Source organism: Allobosea sp. 117, from assembly GCF_000702305.1.
In the GTDB taxonomy this organism is placed as follows: domain Bacteria; phylum Pseudomonadota; class Alphaproteobacteria; order Rhizobiales; family Xanthobacteraceae; genus Ancylobacter.
Genome location: NZ_JNLC01000017.1, coordinates 236404 through 253472 on the forward strand (window position 1 = coordinate 236404; position 17069 = coordinate 253472).

Sequence of the window (17069 nt, forward strand, 5' to 3'; positions counted from 1 at the left end):
GCCGGCGCTCAGCCCTTGCCTCCCGACGCCGCGTCGAGGATGCGCCGGCATTCCTGCAGCTCGTAGAGCGTGGCCTGCAAGCGGCGAACGTCGTCGCGCGACAGGTTGAACTGGGCCTCCGGCACGAAGCGGCCCGCTGCCGTCTGGGATGCCTGCACCGGCTCGCGAGGCGGCGGTGCCGCCTGGGGCTGGCGCGGCTCCGGTGGCGGAGCGCTCTCGCGCGGCGCCTCCTTCGCGCTGCCCGGCCCGGCGGGCCGGAACGGGAAGCTCGGCATGTCGCTGCGGGTCGGATTACTCCACGCCTCCTGCCTCGGGGCCGGCGGCGGATCACGGCGCAGCAGCGGCGCGGGATGAGGCTCGCGCCGGGCTTCCGGAACAAGCCCGCGTGCCGGCTCCCGACGCGGCGGCAGGTCGAGAATGTCCGGCAGCTCCTCGGGCAGCACGGGGCCCTTGGCGTCGTCGCGGCCGCGCAGAACGGGAAGCAGGTTGAGCAGCCCGCCGAGCGTGCCCCCGTGCTGGCCTTCGGAGCCGCGACCGGCCTTGCGCGCGGCCGGAACGCCGGGATGGCCCGCATCCACCAGCTCGGCCGCGACCTGATCGGCCAAGCCGTCGGGCTCCTCCCCCTCCGCCTCCAGCCAGATCATCTGGACATAGCGCGGCCCCTGCTCCTTGAGGATGCGCTGGACGCCGCGGATGGTGTAGCCCTCGGAATAGAGCAGGTGCCGGATGCCGCGCAGCAGCTCGACGTCGTCGGGGCGGTAATAGCGCCGGCCGCCGCCGCGCTTCAGCGGGCGGATCTGCGGGAAGCGGGTTTCCCAGAAACGCAGGACATGCTGCGGCAGACCGAGGTCTTCGGCGACCTCGCTGATCGTGCGAAAGGCGTCCGGTCCTTTCTCCACGTGCAGCTCCTCCGGCAAGGCGGCGGCACCAGGGCCGACGCATCGAGTTCCAGTCTGGCGGGCTACTTGCCGTCGGCAGCGCCGCCGTTGATCTGCTGCTTCAGTATGTTGGACGGCTTGAACACCATGACACGGCGCGGCGCGATCGGCACTTCCTCGCCGGTCTTCGGGTTGCGGCCGACCCGCTCGCCCTTCTGGCGCACCACGAAGGAACCGAAGGAGGAGAGCTTTACCGTCTCCCCCCGCGCCACGCAGTCAGCGATTTCGGAGAGCACGGTCTCCACCAGCGCGGCGGATTCCGTCCGCGACAGGCCGACGCGCTGATAGACCGCTTCACACAGGTCCGCGCGCGTAATCGTCCGACCGCTCATGAGCTTCTCCGTCCCCTGACAGGCTGTTTTGACAAAGCGTTAGCCTAGGCGCCGCCGCCGTCAATGGTCAACGCTGATGCGGTCCTACCACCGTACCAGTGCCGAACCCCAAGTAAAGCCGCCGCCCATCGCCTCCAAAAGCACGACATCGCCTTGCTTTATGCGCCCGTCCGCATGGGCCGAGGCGAGCGCCAGGGGGATCGAGGCGGCCGAGGTGTTGCCGTGCTGGTCGACGGTAATGACCACCTTCTCGGGCGCGATTCCGAGCTTGTGGGCACTGCCGTCGATGATGCGGCGATTCGCCTGATGCGGCACGAACCAGTCGATGGTGCCGGCGTCGATGCCGGTCGCCCGGAAGGCGTCCTCGATCACGTCGGTGATCATGCCGACGGCATGGCGGAACACCTCGCGGCCTTCCATGCGCAGATAACCGACCGAGCGGGTCGAGGAGACGCCGCCGTCGACATAGAGCTTGGTCTTGTAGCGTCCGTCCGAGCGCAGATGCGTGGTCAGCACGCCGCGCTCGTCGTCCTTCCCCTCGTCCGGCACGGCTTCGAGCACCAGCGCGCCGGCGCCGTCGCCGAACAGCACGCAGGTGGTGCGGTCGGACCAGTCGAGGATGCGCGAGAAGGTCTCGGCGCCAATGACCAGAGCGCGCTTGTGGCTTCCCGATTTCAGGAAATTGTCGGCGGTGGCCAGCGCGAAGACGAAGCCGGAGCAGACCGCCTGCAGGTCGAAGGCGGCGCCATGGGTGATGCCGAGGCCGGACTGCACGCTCACCGCGGTCGCCGGGAAGGTGTTGTCCGGGGTCGAGGTGGCGAGCACGATGAGGTCGATGTCGGCCGGCTCGAGCCCGGCATCTTCGAGCGCGGCGCGGGCGGCGCTGAGCGCGAGATCGGAGGTCACCTCCCCTTCGGCGGCGATGTGCCGCGCGCGGATGCCGGTACGCTGGACGATCCATTCATCGGAGGTGTCGACCATGAGCGCGAGGTCGGCATTGGTGAGGATACGCGCGGGCAGATAGGAACCGACGCCGCGTACGACCGATCGAAGATGACTCACGATTGAACCTGCAAATCGTCCGAATGCTCGGCGTCCTGCGCCGACCCGGCGGAAGCCGATCCGGAGACGCGCGGACGGCCGCTGATGCCTGCCTCGATGCGCGACAGAAGATCGTAGCGCACCATGTCGTAGCCGATGTCGACGGCGGAGGCGAAACCCTCCGCGTCGGTGCCACCATGGCTCTTGATGACGACGCCGTTGAGGCCGAGGAACACGCCGCCATTGGACTTGCGCGGATCGAGCTTCTCGCGCAGCGCGCGGAAGGCGCTCCGCGCGAAGAGATAGCCGATGCGCGCCATGAAGCTGCGCTGGATCGCCGCGCGCAGATAGTCGGCGACCTGCCGCGCCGTCCCCTCGGCGGTCTTCAGCGCGATGTTGCCGGCGAAGCCCTCGATCACCACCACGTCGACGGTGCCCTTGCCGAGGTCGTCGCCCTCGACGAAGCCGCGATAGTCGAGGCCGGGATGGTTGGCGGCCCGCAGCGCGGCACCGGCCTCCTTCACCTCCTCGACGCCCTTGATCTCCTCGACGCCGACATTGAGCAGGCCGACGGTCGGTCGGTCGATGTCGAAGACGATGCGGGCCATGGCGGCGCCCATCACCGCCATGTCGATGAGATGCTGGGCGGTGGCGCCGATGCTGGCGCCGATGTCGAGCACCACGCTCTCGCCGCGCAACGTCGGCCACAGGCCGGCGATCGCCGGGCGGCCGATGCCGGCCATGGTCTTCAGATTGACCTTGGCCATCGCCATCAACGCGCCGGTGTTGCCGGCCGAGACCGCGCAATCCGCCTGATGCAGGCGCACCGCATCGATGGCGCGCCACATGGAGGAGACCCGCCGGCCGCGCCGCAGCGCCTGGCTCGGCTTGTCGTCCATCTGCACCACGACATCGGTGTGGAAGATCTCGCTCGCCGCCGCGAGCTTGGGGCGCGGCGCCAGCAGCTCGCGGATGCGCGCCTCGTCGCCGAACAGCAGGTAGCGGATGTCGGGATGGCGGGTCAGCGCCATCTCGGCGCCGGGAATGACGACTTCCGGCCCATGGTCTCCGCCCATGACGTCGAGCGCGATGCGGACGAGCGATGACATAGACGGCGTGGATCCCGGTCGGTCAGAAGGTGGGGTGGTCGCCCCGATGTGGTTCAGGGCATGCCCCAGTCGCGGGGGCGTGACAATAGCGGCTCGGCGTTCCGGCGCAACTATTCCTCGTCATCGGGCTTTGCTGCGCCGCGGCGAAGCCCCGCGAGGGCGGCGAAGGGCGAGCCCTCGCCCGTCGTGTCGGCCGGCGGCTGGAATACGGCGCCCGGCTTGCGCGGATAGGGATCGAGCCCGAGGGCGAGAAACTCGCTCGCCACCGCGCCGACATCGATGATGCCGTTGACGATCGGATCGGGGATGTCGTCCGCGCTTACCTCGACCTCGGAGCCGGGGCGCACCTCGGGCAGCCGGCCCTCCGGCACGAAATGCATCTCGATCTCCTCCGACAGCGGCGCGTCGAAGGGCTCCAGCGTGGCGACGCAGGTCTGCCGCACCGTGGCGTCGACGCGGCCCTCGACATTCACGCCGCCGCGTCCGTCCGGCACGAGATGGACGATCGCCCGCAACGCCGGGACGGCGACGATGTCGAGCTGCTTCGCCAGCGCCGCGCGGGTGCCCTCGTCGGGTTCGAGATGGAAGGTCGCGCCGCCTTCCGGTAGCTGCGCGACGACGACGGGATGGCTGAGGGCGGGTGCGGCGGTCATGAGGGCTGTCCTTGCTGCGCGATGCGTCCCTGCGCGGCGGGGAAATCGATCCGCCCGGACGCCAGCGTCTCGAACGGCTGGGCGGCGAGGCCTGTGGCCGCCGCCCTCATATAGTCCGCCAATGCGGCAGCCTCGCGCAACCGTCCCTCGGCGCCGGCATAGACGTTGCGCAGCAGGGCGGCGGCGAGCTCGCCGGGGTTGGGGGCGGCGAGCGCGGCGTCATAGACGCCGACCCGGCCGTAGAAGGCTTCGGCGACGCGCTTCATCTTCTTGGGCACGGTGAGATCGCCGACGCCCATCTCGCGCAGGTTCGCGTCCATGTCGAAGCAGAACCGGTCGAACACCTTCTGGCCGAGCGCGCGGCGCTCCTCCGGCTCGTCCCTGAGCCGGTGGAACAGGGCGAAGGCGTGCACGAGGATCATCTCGAAGCGGCCTTCGATCGTGTCCGGAACGCCATAGTCGGTGTAAAAGGCCGGATCGCGCGCCTGCGCCACGATCGCGCCATAGAGGCGCTGAATGGTCTCGCCTCCGTCGTCGCGGCGGAACCACCGCAGAATCATGGCAGGCCCTCCCGCCTGTTGCGCAGGCCCCAGGCCTGCTGCGCGGCGGGTTAGCGCGGGCGTGGACGGGTGGCAAGGGGCGTGGCGGCCGCACGGGTCGCGCCGCATCTGCCCATGCGGCATGGTAAAGACGGCCGGTTTCGCGCTAGACAGCGCACCGGACGACGACTGGACCGGAGAGTTGATGGTGTTCGACCGAGTGATGAACGGCGCGCCCCGCGGCGGCTCGAAAGGCGGCTTGGGACGCGGCGCTGCGCGCGCCACCCTGCTCGTGGCGGCAGCCGCGGGCCTTGCGGTGTCGGGCTGCTCGAACATGCCGCTGCCGACCGCCAGCCTCGGCCTGGCCCGCAGCCCGACCGGCTTCGTCACCGAACAGCAGCGCGGCTATGTGACGGCACAGGGCGCGCTCGACCAGATTCCCATCGGGTCCAGCCAGGAGCAGGTGCTGCTGGTGCTGGGCACGCCCTCGACGGTCGCCACCGTGGACGGCGACGTCTTCTATTACATCTCGCAGAAGACCCGGAAGGTGATGTTCCTGAAGCCGGAGATCGTCGACCAGCGGGTGCTCGCGGTCTATTTCGACCCGAAGGACAAGCGCGTCACCCGCATCGCCGACTACGGCATGAAGGACGGCGTGGTGTTCGATTTCGTGTCCCGCACCACGCCGACCAGCGGCCAGGAGCTCTCGATCCTCGGACAGTTGCTGCAGGCATCGCTCGGCATGAACCCCTAGCGGCCGCGTCGCGGAGGACTCCCGCCGCCGGAGCGGCGGGAGCAGTTCCCTCAGAGCCCTTCCGATCAGGTGGAATCACCTGATCGGGAAGAAAGTGCTCTCACTCAATAGTTTGGAGCATGTTCTCATCGCGAAAGTCTTTCAACTTTCGCGGAACATGCTCAGTGGGCCAGCATGGCCAGCAGCAGCAGCGCGACGATGTTGGTGATCTTGATCATCGGGTTCACGGCCGGGCCGGCGGTGTCCTTGTAGGGGTCGCCGACGGTGTCGCCGGTCACCGCCGCCTTGTGGGCGTCGGATCCCTTGCCGCCATAGTGGCCGTCCTCGATGTACTTCTTGGCGTTGTCCCAGGCGCCGCCGCCCGAGGTCATCGAGATGGCGACGAACAGGCCGGTGACGATCACGCCGAGCAGCATGGCGCCGACCGCCGAGAAGGCCGCCGACTTGCCGGCCGCCCCGCCGCCGGCGATCACGTAGATCGCGAAATAGCACACCACCGGCGAGAGCACCGGCAGCAGCGAGGGCACGATCATCTCGCGGATCGCCGCGCGGGTCAGCATGTCGACGGCGCGCTTGTAGTCCGGCTTGTCCTGCCCGGTCATGATGCCGGGCTTGTCGCGGAACTGCCGGCGCACCTCCTCGACGATCGAGGACGCGGCCCGGCCGACCGCGGTCATGCCCATGGCGGCGAAGAGGAAGGGCAGCAGGCCGCCGAACAGCAGGCCGACCACGACATAGGGATTCTCCAGCGAGAAGTTCGGCTGCACGCCCTCGAAATAGGGATGGGCCGAGACATTGCCGATGAAGAACTTCAGGTCCTGGTTATAGGCGGCGAACAGCACCAGCGCGCCGAGGCCGGCCGAGGCGATGGCGTAGCCCTTGGTGATCGCCTTGGTGGTGTTGCCCACCGCGTCGAGCGCGTCGGTCGCCTTGCGCACGTCCTTCGGCAGGCCGGCCATCTCGGCGATGCCGCCGGCATTGTCGGTGACCGGGCCGAAGGCATCGAGCGCCACCACCATCCCGGCCAGCGCCAGCATCGTGGTCGCCGCGATGGCGGTGCCGAACAGTCCGGCGAGCCCGTAGGTGGCGAGGATGCCGGCGATGATGGCGATCGTCGGCAGCGCGGTGGATTCCAGCGAGATGGCGAGGCCCTGGATGATGTTGGTGCCGTGTCCGGTCACCGAGGCCTGCGCGATGGACGTCACCGGGCGATAGCCGGTGCCGGTGTAGTACTCGGTGATCCAGACGATGGCGCCGGTCACCGCGAGGCCGACCACCCCGCAGAGGAACAGCGACAGGCCGGTCATGCCGGTGGTGCCGATCGGGCCGAAGCCGATCAGCAGCCAGGTCACGATGGCCACCGCCACCACCGAGAACGCCGCCGTGGCGAAGAAGCCGCGATAGAGCGCACCCATGATCGACTGGTTCATCGGCAGCTTCACGAAGAAGGTGCCGGCGATCGAGGTGATGATGCACACGCCGCCGATGGCGAGCGGATAGAGCAGCATCTGGCCGAGCAGCACGCTGTCGCCGGAGAAGAAGATCACCGCCAGCACCATGGTGGCGACCAGCGTCACCGCATAGGTCTCGAACAGGTCGGCCGCCATGCCGGCGCAGTCGCCGACATTGTCGCCGACATTGTCCGCGATGGTCGCCGGGTTGCGCGGGTCGTCCTCCGGAATGCCGGCCTCGACCTTGCCGACGAGATCGCCGCCGACATCCGCGCCCTTGGTGAAGATGCCGCCGCCGAGGCGGGCGAAGATCGAGATGAGCGAGGCGCCGAAGCCGAGCGCGACCAGCGCGTCGACCACGGTGCGATCGCCCGCCGCATAGCCGAGCCCGTGGGTGAGGAAGGCGAAATAGACGGTGACGCCGAGCAGCGCGAGGCCGGCCACCAGCATGCCGGTGACCGCGCCCGCCTTGAAGGCGATGTCGAGGCCGCCGGCGAGCGAGAGCGTCGCCGCCTGCGCGGTGCGGACATTGGCGCGCACCGACACGTTCATGCCGATGAAGCCGGCGATGCCCGACAGCGCCGCGCCGATGAGAAAGCCGATGGCGACCAGCCATCCGAGCAGTGCCCCGACGATCAGGAAGATGACCACGCCGACGATGCCGATGGTCGTGTATTGCCGCGCGAGATAGGCCTGCGCGCCCTCGCGAATCGCGCCGGCGATCTCCTGCATGCGCGCGGTTCCGGGGTCGGCGGCCATGACGGAGCGTATCGCCCATACGCCGTAGACGATCGAAAGCGCTCCGCAGAGTACGATCAGGAAGAGAGAAAGCATGAGTTCGATCCCACCTAGGCTTGTTTCCTCGAAGGCGGGATCGTTCTTGCTGTTATGAGCTCGCGTTGGCGCGGCGTCGTCGCCCCTGCCCGCCGTCCGGAGCGCGAATGCGGGGGAGCGTGCCAAAAAGCCGCGCCTGCCGCAATGCGGCAATCATCGGCAGACAAAGGAAATCTCTGGAATACCAAATACATAAATCCAGACACGGAACGCGCCCCGCCGAGGTCAGCCGAACCTCGCGACGCTGAAGGGCGCGGGATCCGTGAAGGGCGCCTCGCCGGTCATCATTTCCGCCATCAGCCGCCCGGTTACCGGGCCGAGGGTGAAGCCGAGATGCTGGTGGCCGATGGCGAGCCAGAGTCCCTTGCGCGTGCGCGCCGGTCCGATCACCGGTAGCATGTCCGGGAAGGCGGGCCGGTAGCCGATCCACGGCTCGGGATCGACCCGGGCGCCGAGAGGAAGCAGTTCACGGGCGATCTTCTCGGTCCAGTCGAGCAGGACGGGCGTCTTCGGCGCATCGCGGCGGGCGAACTCGACGCCGGTGGTCAATCTTATGCCGGCTTCCATCGGGGTGACGACATAGCCGCCCTCCTCGTCCAGCACCGGGCGCGTCAGGCCGCCGCCGGGCGGCACCGCGTAGTGCATGTGATAGCCGCGCTTGACCGCCAGCGGCAGGCGGATGCCGAGCGGACGCAGCAGGTCGGACGACCAGGGGCCGAGCGCGACGACGGCGTTCTCCGCCGTCTCGCCGCCATGGGGACCGGCGGTCACCGCCTTCCAGCCGCCCGGCACGGGGGCGAGCGCCCGCGCATCCGCCTGCACGATCCGGCCGCCCAGCGCCTCGAAGCGCGCGGCATAGGCCTTGGTCACGCCGCCGGGCGAGGAGACCGAATGCGGGTCCGACCACAGCACGGCGCCGTGGAAGATCGGCCGCAGGCTCGGCTCCAGCGCCAGCGCCTCGTCGATCGTGAGCTCGCGGGCGGTCAGTCCGTATTCGCGGGCGAGCGGGAACTCGGTGCGCTCATTGGCGAGCCCGGCCTCGGTCCGGTAGAGCTTCAGCCAGCCGCCCTCGCGGAAATAATGCGCGGCGCCGCTCTCCGCCGCCAGCGCATCGTGCTCGGCGACGCTGTGCGAGAGCAGCTTCTGCATGATGCGGGCATAGTCGAGGATGCGGTCGGGGGCGCTCGCCTTCCAATAGGCGTAGAGCCACGGCGCCAGCCCCGGCAGCGCGCTCCAATGGTAGTTGGCCGCCGGGTTGCGCTTCAGCGCCACCTCGATGAGCGCGCGGAGCGAGCGCGGGAAGGCAACCGGATAGAGCGAGGCCGCCTCGACGAGGCCGGCATTGCCGTAGGAGGTCTCCTCACCCGGCGCCTTGCGGTCGATGAGCGTCACCTTCTGGCCGCGCTTGGCCAGATGCAGCGCGATCGAGGTGCCGACGATACCGGCGCCGAGGACGAGCGTATCGGTTTTCATGATGGCTCCAGACATGCGAACGGCGGCGGGTGGTCTCCCGCCGCCGTAGTGCGCCCTGCCCGTTCAGTTGATCGGGAAGGGGAAATATTTCGCGTTGATCTTCTGGTAGGTGCCGTCGGCGACGACCTCCTTGATCGCCTTGTTCAGCATCTCGCGCAGCTCATTGTCTTCCTTGCGCACGGCGATGCCGGTGCCCTGCGGATTGACGTCCTTGAGGTCCGGGCCGACGAACTTGCAGCACTTGCCGGCGTCGGTCTTCTCGAGCCACTCATAAAGCACGAACTTGTCGGCCAGCACGGCGTCGAGGCGGCCGGCCGCAAGGTCGGCATTGGCTTCGTCCTGCGTCGCGTAGAGCTTGATGTCCGAGCCCTTGTAGGTGTCCTCGAGATAGGTCGCGCCGGTGGTCGAGGACTGGGCGCCGATGGCCTTGCCCTTCAGTGCGGCGGGCGAGATGTCGGTGATCTTGGTGTCCTTCGGCGCGATGAAGTTGCCGGGCGTCAGATAATAGGGATCGGTGAAGGCGACCTTCTGCTTGCGCTCGTCGGTGATCGACATCGAGGCGACGATGGCGTCGAACTTCTTGGCGAGCAGCGCCGGAATGATGCCGTCCCAGTCCTGCGCGACGAAGGTGCACTCGACCTTCATCTTCTCGCACAGCGCCTTGGCGATCTCGATGTCGAAGCCGACCAACTGGCCGGAGGTGTCGACCGAGTTGAAGGGAGGATAGGCGCCCTCGGTGCCGATGCGGACCTTCTTGATCTCGGCATGGGCGAGGCTCGCCGAGAGAGCGAGAGCAGCCGCTGCGGCCAGTAGCTTTGCGATTTTCATGTCGGTGTTCCCGATGCTGGAAGCCTGGAGCGCGCCTGCCGCGCGAGCGGCGGAACGCTCCGGCGCGACCGAGGCTAGGGCGGCGATTCCACAGTGGCAATCGGAGTTTTACTAGCCTTTGGTACAGGCTCAGAAATGCGAGAAGCTGCCGCGCGCGAGCGTCATCGGTGCGCCGTCCGCGCCGACCACCTGCAGCCCCTCGCCTTCGCCGGTGCGGCCGATGACGGTGACGGGAATGCCCAGCGCCGTCGCCTGCACGCCGAAGATGTCGAGCCGGTCCGCCGGCATGGTCGCGAGGATCTCGTAGTCGTCGCCGCCGCCGAGCACGGTCTCGATCAGCCGGGGATCGGCCGCGACCGCCGCCCGCGCAGCGGATGACATCGGCACGCGGGTCGCTTCCAGCCGGCCGGCGACGCCGGAGACGGCGAGCAGCTTGGCGAGGTCGCCGACGAGGCCGTCCGAGACGTCCATGGCGGCGCTGGCATGGGTGCGCAAGGCCTTGGCGAGCGCCAGACGCGGGCGCGGATGCAGGTAGCGTTCCAGCAGATGATCCCGTTCCGCCGCCGGGAGGCCGGCGAAGGCCGGTGCATCGGGCGTGAGGCGCAAAGCGAGGCCGAGCGCGGCATCGCCGACAGTGCCGGTGACGATGATCGCTTCCCCTGCCCGCGCACCCGACCGGCGGACCATGGTGCCCGAAGGCACGGCGCCGAGCGCGGTGACGGAGACGGTGAGCGGACCCGGCGTCCTCACCGTGTCGCCGCCGAGCAGCGGCGCGCCATAGGCCGCGCAGTCGTCGCCGAGACCGGCGGCGAAGGCTTCCAGCGCGGCCGCGTCCATGTCCGGCGGAATGGCGAGGGCGAGCAGCACGCCGAGCGGCTCGGCGCCCTTCGCCGCGAGGTCGGAGAGGTTCACCCTCAGCGCCTTGCGGGCGACGGAGGCCGGCGGATCCTCGGCGAAGAAATGCACGCCGGCGACCAGCGCATCCTTGGTCAGGACGAGGTCATGGCCGGGCGGCGGGGTCAGCAGGGCCGCGTCGTCGACGAGGCCGAGCGCGCCGGGGTGGCGGGCGATCGGCTTGAACAGCCGGGCGATCAGCCTGTCCTCGCCGGAACCGCCCTCGCCCATCGCCACGCATCCTCAGCCGGTGAACTCGTCGGCCCGCATGTCGCGGGCGAGCCCGTCGAGCACGGCATTGACCATGCCGGTCTCCTCGCGGTCGAGGAAGGCGGCGGCGACGTTGGTGTACTCGTTCACCACCACCCGCGCCGGGATGTCGGTGCGGCCGGAAAGCTCGTAGGCGCCGGCGCGCAGCACGGCGCGCAGCACGGTCTCGATGCGCTTGAGCGGCCAACCCTTGACGAGCGCCGCGTCGAGCACCGGGTCGATCTGGCGCTGCTCGCGCAGCACGCCGCCGACGATGTCGCGGAACAGGGTGAGATCGGCCGGGGCGATCTCGTCGCCCTCGATCTCCTGCCCGATCCAGTGGCTCTCGAACTGCGCGAGGATCTCCGGCAGTGGCGTCGCGGCGACGTCCATCTGGTAGAGCGCCTGCACGGCGTTGAGGCGGGCGGCGCTCTTGCGGATCGGCTTGTGGTTCACCGGCTTGGGCGTCGCGGGCGCTTTGGGGGTCACGGGCGCTTTGGGGGTCACGGACATGGCGGCCTCACGCGATGCCGCGCTTGAGGCGCAGCAGGGCGAGCGCGGCCAGCACGGCGCCGCCGCCCTTGTCGCCGCCATTGTCGACGCGGGCACGCGCCCAGGCCTGCTCGTCATTCTCGACGGTGAGGATGCCGTTGCCAAGCGGCACCCGGCGGGCGACGGCGAGGTCCATCAGCGCGCGCGAGGACTCTCCGGCGACGATCTCGAAATGATAGGTCTCGCCGCGCACCACGCAGCCGAGCGCCACCACCGCGTCATAGGGACGGCCGGAGGCCTCCCCCGCATCGAGCGCGATGGCGATGGCGGTCGGGATCTCGAGCGCGCCGGGCACGGTGACGACCTCGTAGCTGGCGCCCGCCGCGGCGAGCGCCGCGGTCGCGCCGGTCAGGAGCTCGTCGGCGATATCGTCATAGAAGCGCGCCTCGACGATGAGCACACGGGCGCTGCCGAGAGGCGCCACGGCGTCGGATGCACGCGGCGGGCGGGGGCTCGCCATGGATTACCTCATAAAGCTGGTCGGGCCGACGACGTACAGGCGTCAGCGGAACTCCGCAAGCCGCGCGGCGTAGCGGGCCATCATGTCGACTTCGATATTGACACGCCGCCCGACATCGACCTCGCCCCAGGTGGTGACCGCAAGCGTGTGCGGAATGAGCAGGCAGGAGAAGCGGTTGCCGTCGACCTCGTTCACCGTGAGCGAGGTGCCGTCGAGGGTGATCGAGCCCTTCATGGCGATGAAGCGGGCGAGATCGGGCGGCGCGGCGAAGGTGAAGCGCGTGGTCTCGCCGAGGTCCTCGCGACCGACCACCTCGGCGACGCCGTCGGCATGGCCCTGCACGATATGGCCGCCGAGCTCGTCGCCGATCCTCAAGGCGCGCTCCAGATTGACCCGCGTGCCGGACCGCCAGTCGCCGACGGTGGTGACCGCCAGCGTCTCGGGCGCGGCCTCGACGTCAAAGGTGCCCTGCCCGGTCGAGACGACGGTGAGGCAGACGCCCGAGCAGGCGATCGAGGCGCCGAGATCGATGCCGGCGGTGTCGTAGCGGGTGAGAACAGTGAGCCGGCGCACGTCGTTGCGCGGCGTGACGGTGGCGATCTCGCCGATGTCGGAGATGATACCGGTGAACATGATACTCAGGGGCGCCGCAGCACGGTGAGGATGTCGGGCCCGTGCCGCTCGGTTTCGGTTTCCGTCAGATAGGCATCGAGAGCGGAGAGCGGCAAGCCCTCCAGCGCGTCGATCGCGCCAGCGCCCAGTTGCAGCGGCGCCATGAAGACATTCGCCTCGTCGACGAGACCGGCCTTCAGGAAGGCGCCCGCGACGCGTGGGCCGGCCTCGACCATCAGCCGGGTGATGCCGCGCAACGCAAGCAGCCGGGCGACCTCGTCGAGATCGAGCCCCCCGGCAGCGCCCCGCGGCACCCGCATCACCTCGACGCCGGCCTCGCGCAGCGCGAACTCGGCATCCGCCGGCGCGTCGATGCCGGCGATCACCCACACGGGGGCCTCGGACAGCGTGCGCAGCAGCGCGGCGCCGAGCGGCAGGCGCAGCGCGCTGTCGAGCACGACGCGAACCGGCGAGCGGTCCTCAATGCCCGGCAAGCGGCAGGTGAGCTGCGGGTCGTCGGCGAGGATGGTGCCGATGCCGGTGAGCACCGCGTCATAGGTGGCGCGCATCATGTGGACGCGCCCGCGCGCCACCTCGCCGGTGATCGGGGCGGGCCGGCGGCCGGCGAGCCCGGCCTTGCCGTCGGCCGAGACGGCGAGCTTCAGCATGATGTGCGGCCGGCCTCTGGTGACGCGGCTGATATGCCCGGCATGGGCGAGCCGTGCCTCGGCGGCGCCCGGCCCGACGCCGACCTCGATACCGGCGGCGCGGAGCATGGCGTGCCCCCTGCCCGCCACCCGCGCGTCGGGGTCCTCGATCGCCGCCACCACGCGCTTGACGCCGGCGGCGATGATCGCCTCGGCGCAAGGCGGCGTGAGGCCGTGATGCGAGCAGGGCTCCAGCGTCACATAGAGCGTGGCGCCGCGCGCCGCCTCCCCGGCCGCGGCGATCGCCTGCGGCTCGGCGTGCGGGCGTCCGCCGCGCGCGGTCCAGCCATGGGCGAGCACGACGGGGCCCGTTGGTGTCTCGCGCACCAGCACGGCGCCGACGGCGGGATTGGGCCAGGTCTGTCCGAGATTGCGCCGGCCGACCGCGAGGGCGGCGGCCATCAGCGCCTCATCCCGTGCGGCGCCCAGCGACGAGGCCGCGCGGGGCGGCGCGTTCATTCATCCGCCCCGGCGCGGCCGGGTTTCGGCTCCGCCTTGCCGTCGGCGTCGGCCTTCGGGTCCTCGGACTTGGTGTCCTCGGGCTTTCCGAGCTCGCCGAGCACGGCGGAGAAATCCTTGGCCTCGCGGAAATTGCGATAGACCGAGGCGAAGCGGACATAGGCGATGTCGTCGAGCTGCTTCAGGCTCTCCATGACCAGCTCGCCGATGGTCTCGGAGGAAATCTCGCTCTCGCCCTGGCTCTCGAGCCGGCGGACGAGGCCGGAGATCAGGCGCTCCAGCCGCTCCGGGTCGACCGGGCGCTTGCGCAGCGCCACCTCGATGGAGCGGGCGAGCTTGTCGCGGTCGAACGGCACGCGCCGCCCCGACCGCTTGACGACGGTGAGCTCGCGCAACTGCACGCGCTCGAAGGTGGTGAAGCGGCCGCCGCAATCCGGGCAGATGCGGCGGCGCCTGATGGCGGAGCTGTCCTCGGTGGGACGGGAATCCTTGACCTGCGTGTCGAGGCTCCCGCAATAGGGACAGCGCATGACGCGACCTCAGTTGTAGATCGGGAAGCGGGCGAGCAGCGTGCCGACCTTCTCGCGCACCGCGGCCTCGACCAGGCTGTCCTCGTCGACGCCCTTCTGCGACAGCACGTCGAGCACCTCGGCGATCATGTCGCCGACCTGCTGGAACTCCGCGATGCCGAAGCCGCGCGTCGTGCCCGCCGGGGTGCCGAGCCGCACGCCGGAGGTGATCGCCGGCTTCTCGGGGTCGAACGGGATGCCGTTCTTGTTGCAGGTGATGTGAGCACGGCCGAGGGCCAGCTCCGACACCTTGCCGGTCAGCTTCTTCGGACGCAGATCGACCAGCATCAGATGCGTGTCGGTGCCGCCCGAGACGATCGAGAAGCCATGACCCTTGAGGTTTTCCGCAAGCGCCTTGGCGTTTTCCACGACGTTCTTCGCGTAAAGCTTGAACTCGGGACGCAGCGCCTCGCCGAACGCCACCGCCTTGGCGGCGATGACGTGCATCAGCGGCCCGCCCTGGGTGCCGGGGAAGACGGCGGAGTTGAACTTCTTCGCCAGATCCTCGTCATTGGTCAGGATCATGCCGCCGCGCGGGCCGCGCAGGGTCTTGTGGGTGGTGGTAGTGGTGACATGGGCGTGCGGCACCGGGCTCGGATGCGCGCCGCCGGCGACGAGGCCGGCGAAATGGGCCATGTCGACCATCAGATAGGCGCCGACGCTGTCGGCGATGGCGCGCATCTTCACGAAGTCGATGTGGCGCGGATAGGCCGAGCCGCCGGCGACGATCACCTTCGGCTTGTGCTGGTCGGCGAGCGCGGCGACCTCGTCATAGTCGATGCGCTGGTCGTCCTGGCGCACATTATAGGGAACCGGCTTGAACCACTTGCCCGACAGGCTCACCGGCGCGCCGTGCGTCAGGTGGCCGCCGGCCGCGAGGTTGAGGCCGAGGAAGGTGTCGCCGGGCTGCATGAGGGCGAAGAACACGGCGGTGTTCGCCTGCGCGCCCGAATGCGGCTGGACATTCGCGAAGCCCGCGCCGAACAGCTTCTTGGCGCGGTCGATGGCGAGCTGCTCGGCGACGTCGACGAACTGGCAGCCGCCGTAATAGCGCCGGCCGGGATAGCCCTCGGCATATTTGTTCGTCAGCACCGAACCCTGCGCTTCGAGCACCGCACGGGAGACGATGTTCTCCGAGGCGATCAGCTCGATCTCGTCGCGCTGGCGACCGAGCTCGGCGTCGATGGAACCGGCGAGTTCCGGGTCGGTCTCGGCAAGCGAGGAGGAGAAGAATCGGCTGATCGCCGAATCGGCGGCGTGGGCTTCAGATGTCATGAACCGGCCTCCATGGCTCGGACTGGGGATCGATGGCGGCGTCTGTGGCGCCTGGCGACCGCAAGTCAGAGCGGTCGCTTACCACAGCGCTCACGGTGTTCAAAGCACGCTGGACGCAGCCCCGCCTTGCACGGAGGCGACACCGGCGGCGGAGCAAACACCGCGCCGGCGATAGCGGCTTGCCGCCGCGCCGCGCAGCTTATTGAAATGGAGCCCTTTCCTGCCGATCAGGCGATTCCACCGGATCGGAAACGGCTCTAGTAACGTGCGATCCCCAGTAAAGGGCACACAGGCTGGAACGTCCACATGAAGACCGTCTATTCCCCCCGCCATTTCGGCCATTCCGGCCATGTCGAGCTCTATGACGGCGCCGTGGTGCCGGCCTTCGAGAAGCCCGAACGGGCCGAGATGATCCGGGCCGCCATCGAGGCGCGCGGCTTCGGGGAGATCGTGGCGCCGGCCGCGCACGGCCTCGACCCCCTCCGGAAGGTCCACGGGGCGGACTATGTCGGCTTCCTCGGCCGCGCCTGGGAGCTGTGGACCGCCGAGGGGCGGACCAACCCGGCCCTGCCGAGCTTCTGGAAGGCGCCGGGCATGCGCGCCATCGAGCCGGAGGCGATCGACGGCAAGCTCGGCCATTTCTCCTTTGACGCCGGCTGCTGCCTCGTCGCCGGGAGCTGGGACGCCATACAGGCCTCGGCCGACGCCGCGCTCACCGGCGCCGACCTGATCGCCGGCGGCGCGCGGGCGGCCTTCGCGCTGTGCCGGCCGCCGGGCCACCACGCCCACGCCGCCAATATGGGCGGCTATTGCTACATCAACAACGCCGCCGTGGCGGCGCAGGCGTTCCGCGACCGCGGCGCCGGGCGGGTCGCGGTGCTCGACGTCGACTACCATCACGGCAACGGCACGCAGTCGATCCTCTATGAGCGCCCGGACGTGCTGGTGTGCAGCATCCATGCGGACCCTCGGCTGGAATATCCCTATTTCCTCGGCCATGCCGACGAGACGGGGGCCGGCGCGGGCGAAGGCTTCAACGTCAATTTCCCGCTGCCCTGGGGAACCGATTTCGAGAGCTGGCATGCCGCGCTGGAGGCGGCGGCGCGTCGCATCGGCGACTATGGCGCGGAGATCGTCGTGGTCTCGCTCGGCGTCGACACCTACAAGGGCGACCCGATCTCGCGGTTCCGCCTCGACAGCCCGGACTATCTCTCGGTCGGCGCCCGCATCGCGCGGATGGGCCTACCGACGCTGTTCGTGATGGAAGGCGGCTATGCGGTGGAGGCGGTCGGCCTCAACGTCGCCAATACGCTGGAGGGTTTCCTGCAGGGGTGAGGCCG

18 protein-coding genes are annotated in these 17069 nt (G+C 69.4%); 2 read left to right on the plus strand and 16 right to left on the minus strand.

The window, feature by feature from the left end; genetic code table 11:
• Nucleotides 1-8: 8 nt before the first annotated feature.
• From U742_RS23795 to U742_RS0119550, 6 genes are all read right to left on the minus strand, one after another.
• Nucleotides 9-899 (minus strand): MerR family transcriptional regulator, encoded by an 891-nt coding sequence (locus U742_RS23795; RefSeq protein WP_029356118.1) that lies wholly within the window; start codon nt 897-899, stop codon nt 9-11.
• Between the two features lie 62 nt (nt 900-961).
• Entirely contained in the window at nt 962-1270 is a 309-nt protein-coding gene (locus U742_RS0119530; RefSeq protein WP_029356120.1) for an integration host factor subunit alpha, read from the minus strand.
• Between the two features lie 84 nt (nt 1271-1354).
• The gene (locus U742_RS0119535) at nt 1355-2332 is read right to left on the minus strand and encodes a beta-ketoacyl-ACP synthase III (RefSeq protein ID WP_029356122.1); all 978 of its coding nucleotides are present in this window, start codon (nt 2330-2332) and stop codon (nt 1355-1357) included.
• On the minus strand, nt 2329-3420 hold the full coding sequence (gene plsX / locus U742_RS0119540; RefSeq protein ID WP_029356124.1) for a phosphate acyltransferase PlsX: 1092 nt from the start codon (nt 3418-3420) through the stop codon (nt 2329-2331). The genes U742_RS0119535 and plsX overlap by 4 nt, the downstream gene beginning before the upstream one ends.
• Before the next feature lie 110 nt (nt 3421-3530).
• Nucleotides 3531-4073, minus strand: a complete 543-nt coding sequence (locus U742_RS0119545; protein WP_029356125.1) for a YceD family protein — start codon at nt 4071-4073, stop codon at nt 3531-3533.
• Complete coding sequence (locus U742_RS0119550) at nt 4070-4633, minus strand: ubiquinol-cytochrome C chaperone family protein (protein WP_051661346.1); 564 nt, start codon at nt 4631-4633, stop codon at nt 4070-4072. The genes U742_RS0119545 and U742_RS0119550 overlap by 4 nt, the downstream gene beginning before the upstream one ends.
• 313 nt (nt 4634-4946) lie before the next feature.
• Between U742_RS0119550 and U742_RS0119555 the strand changes: the two genes are divergently transcribed.
• Nucleotides 4947-5366, plus strand: coding sequence for an outer membrane protein assembly factor BamE (locus tag U742_RS0119555; RefSeq protein WP_248310439.1), 420 nt, complete (start codon nt 4947-4949; stop codon nt 5364-5366).
• A gap of 161 nt (nt 5367-5527) precedes the next feature.
• Here the strand turns inward: U742_RS0119555 and U742_RS0119560 are convergent, their stop codons facing one another.
• From U742_RS0119560 to glyA, 10 genes are all read right to left on the minus strand, one after another.
• Nucleotides 5528-7651 carry a sodium-translocating pyrophosphatase gene (locus U742_RS0119560; protein ID WP_029356131.1) on the minus strand — a complete coding sequence of 708 codons (2124 nt, stop codon included), beginning with the start codon at nt 7649-7651 and terminating at the stop codon, nt 5528-5530.
• Nucleotides 7652-7876: 225 nt separating this feature from the next.
• Nucleotides 7877-9124, minus strand: a complete 1248-nt coding sequence (locus U742_RS0119565) for an NAD(P)/FAD-dependent oxidoreductase (RefSeq protein ID WP_029356133.1) — start codon at nt 9122-9124, stop codon at nt 7877-7879.
• A gap of 63 nt (nt 9125-9187) precedes the next feature.
• Nucleotides 9188-9952: an ABC transporter substrate-binding protein gene (locus U742_RS0119570; RefSeq protein ID WP_029356135.1), complete on the minus strand. Its 765-nt coding sequence runs from the start codon at nt 9950-9952 to the stop codon at nt 9188-9190.
• A 129-nt stretch (nt 9953-10081) separates the two neighbouring features.
• The gene (gene thiL, locus U742_RS0119575; RefSeq protein ID WP_029356138.1) at nt 10082-11077 is read right to left on the minus strand and encodes a thiamine-phosphate kinase; all 996 of its coding nucleotides are present in this window, start codon (nt 11075-11077) and stop codon (nt 10082-10084) included.
• Nucleotides 11078-11089: 12 nt separating this feature from the next.
• A complete protein-coding gene (gene nusB, locus U742_RS0119580) occupies nt 11090-11608 on the minus strand; it encodes a transcription antitermination factor NusB (protein WP_081853108.1) in 519 nt (172 codons plus the stop codon).
• A 7-nt stretch (nt 11609-11615) separates the two neighbouring features.
• Nucleotides 11616-12107, minus strand: coding sequence for a 6,7-dimethyl-8-ribityllumazine synthase (ribH, locus tag U742_RS0119585; RefSeq protein WP_051661347.1), 492 nt, complete (start codon nt 12105-12107; stop codon nt 11616-11618).
• A 42-nt stretch (nt 12108-12149) separates the two neighbouring features.
• The gene (locus U742_RS0119590) at nt 12150-12740 is read right to left on the minus strand and encodes a riboflavin synthase (protein ID WP_029356144.1); all 591 of its coding nucleotides are present in this window, start codon (nt 12738-12740) and stop codon (nt 12150-12152) included.
• 5 nt (nt 12741-12745) lie between these two features.
• Entirely contained in the window at nt 12746-13885 is a 1140-nt protein-coding gene (gene ribD, locus U742_RS0119595) for a bifunctional diaminohydroxyphosphoribosylaminopyrimidine deaminase/5-amino-6-(5-phosphoribosylamino)uracil reductase RibD (RefSeq protein WP_051661348.1), read from the minus strand.
• On the minus strand, nt 13882-14415 hold the full coding sequence (nrdR, locus tag U742_RS0119600; protein WP_029356148.1) for a transcriptional regulator NrdR: 534 nt from the start codon (nt 14413-14415) through the stop codon (nt 13882-13884). The genes ribD and nrdR overlap by 4 nt, the downstream gene beginning before the upstream one ends.
• A 9-nt stretch (nt 14416-14424) precedes the next feature.
• Nucleotides 14425-15729, minus strand: a complete 1305-nt coding sequence (gene glyA, locus U742_RS0119605; RefSeq protein WP_029356150.1) for a serine hydroxymethyltransferase — start codon at nt 15727-15729, stop codon at nt 14425-14427.
• Between the two features lie 306 nt (nt 15730-16035).
• On the opposite strand from glyA, the gene U742_RS0119610 reads away from it, so the two are divergent.
• The gene (locus tag U742_RS0119610; RefSeq protein ID WP_029356152.1) at nt 16036-17064 is read left to right on the plus strand and encodes a histone deacetylase family protein; all 1029 of its coding nucleotides are present in this window, start codon (nt 16036-16038) and stop codon (nt 17062-17064) included.
• The last annotated feature ends 5 nt before the right edge of the window (nt 17065-17069 follow it).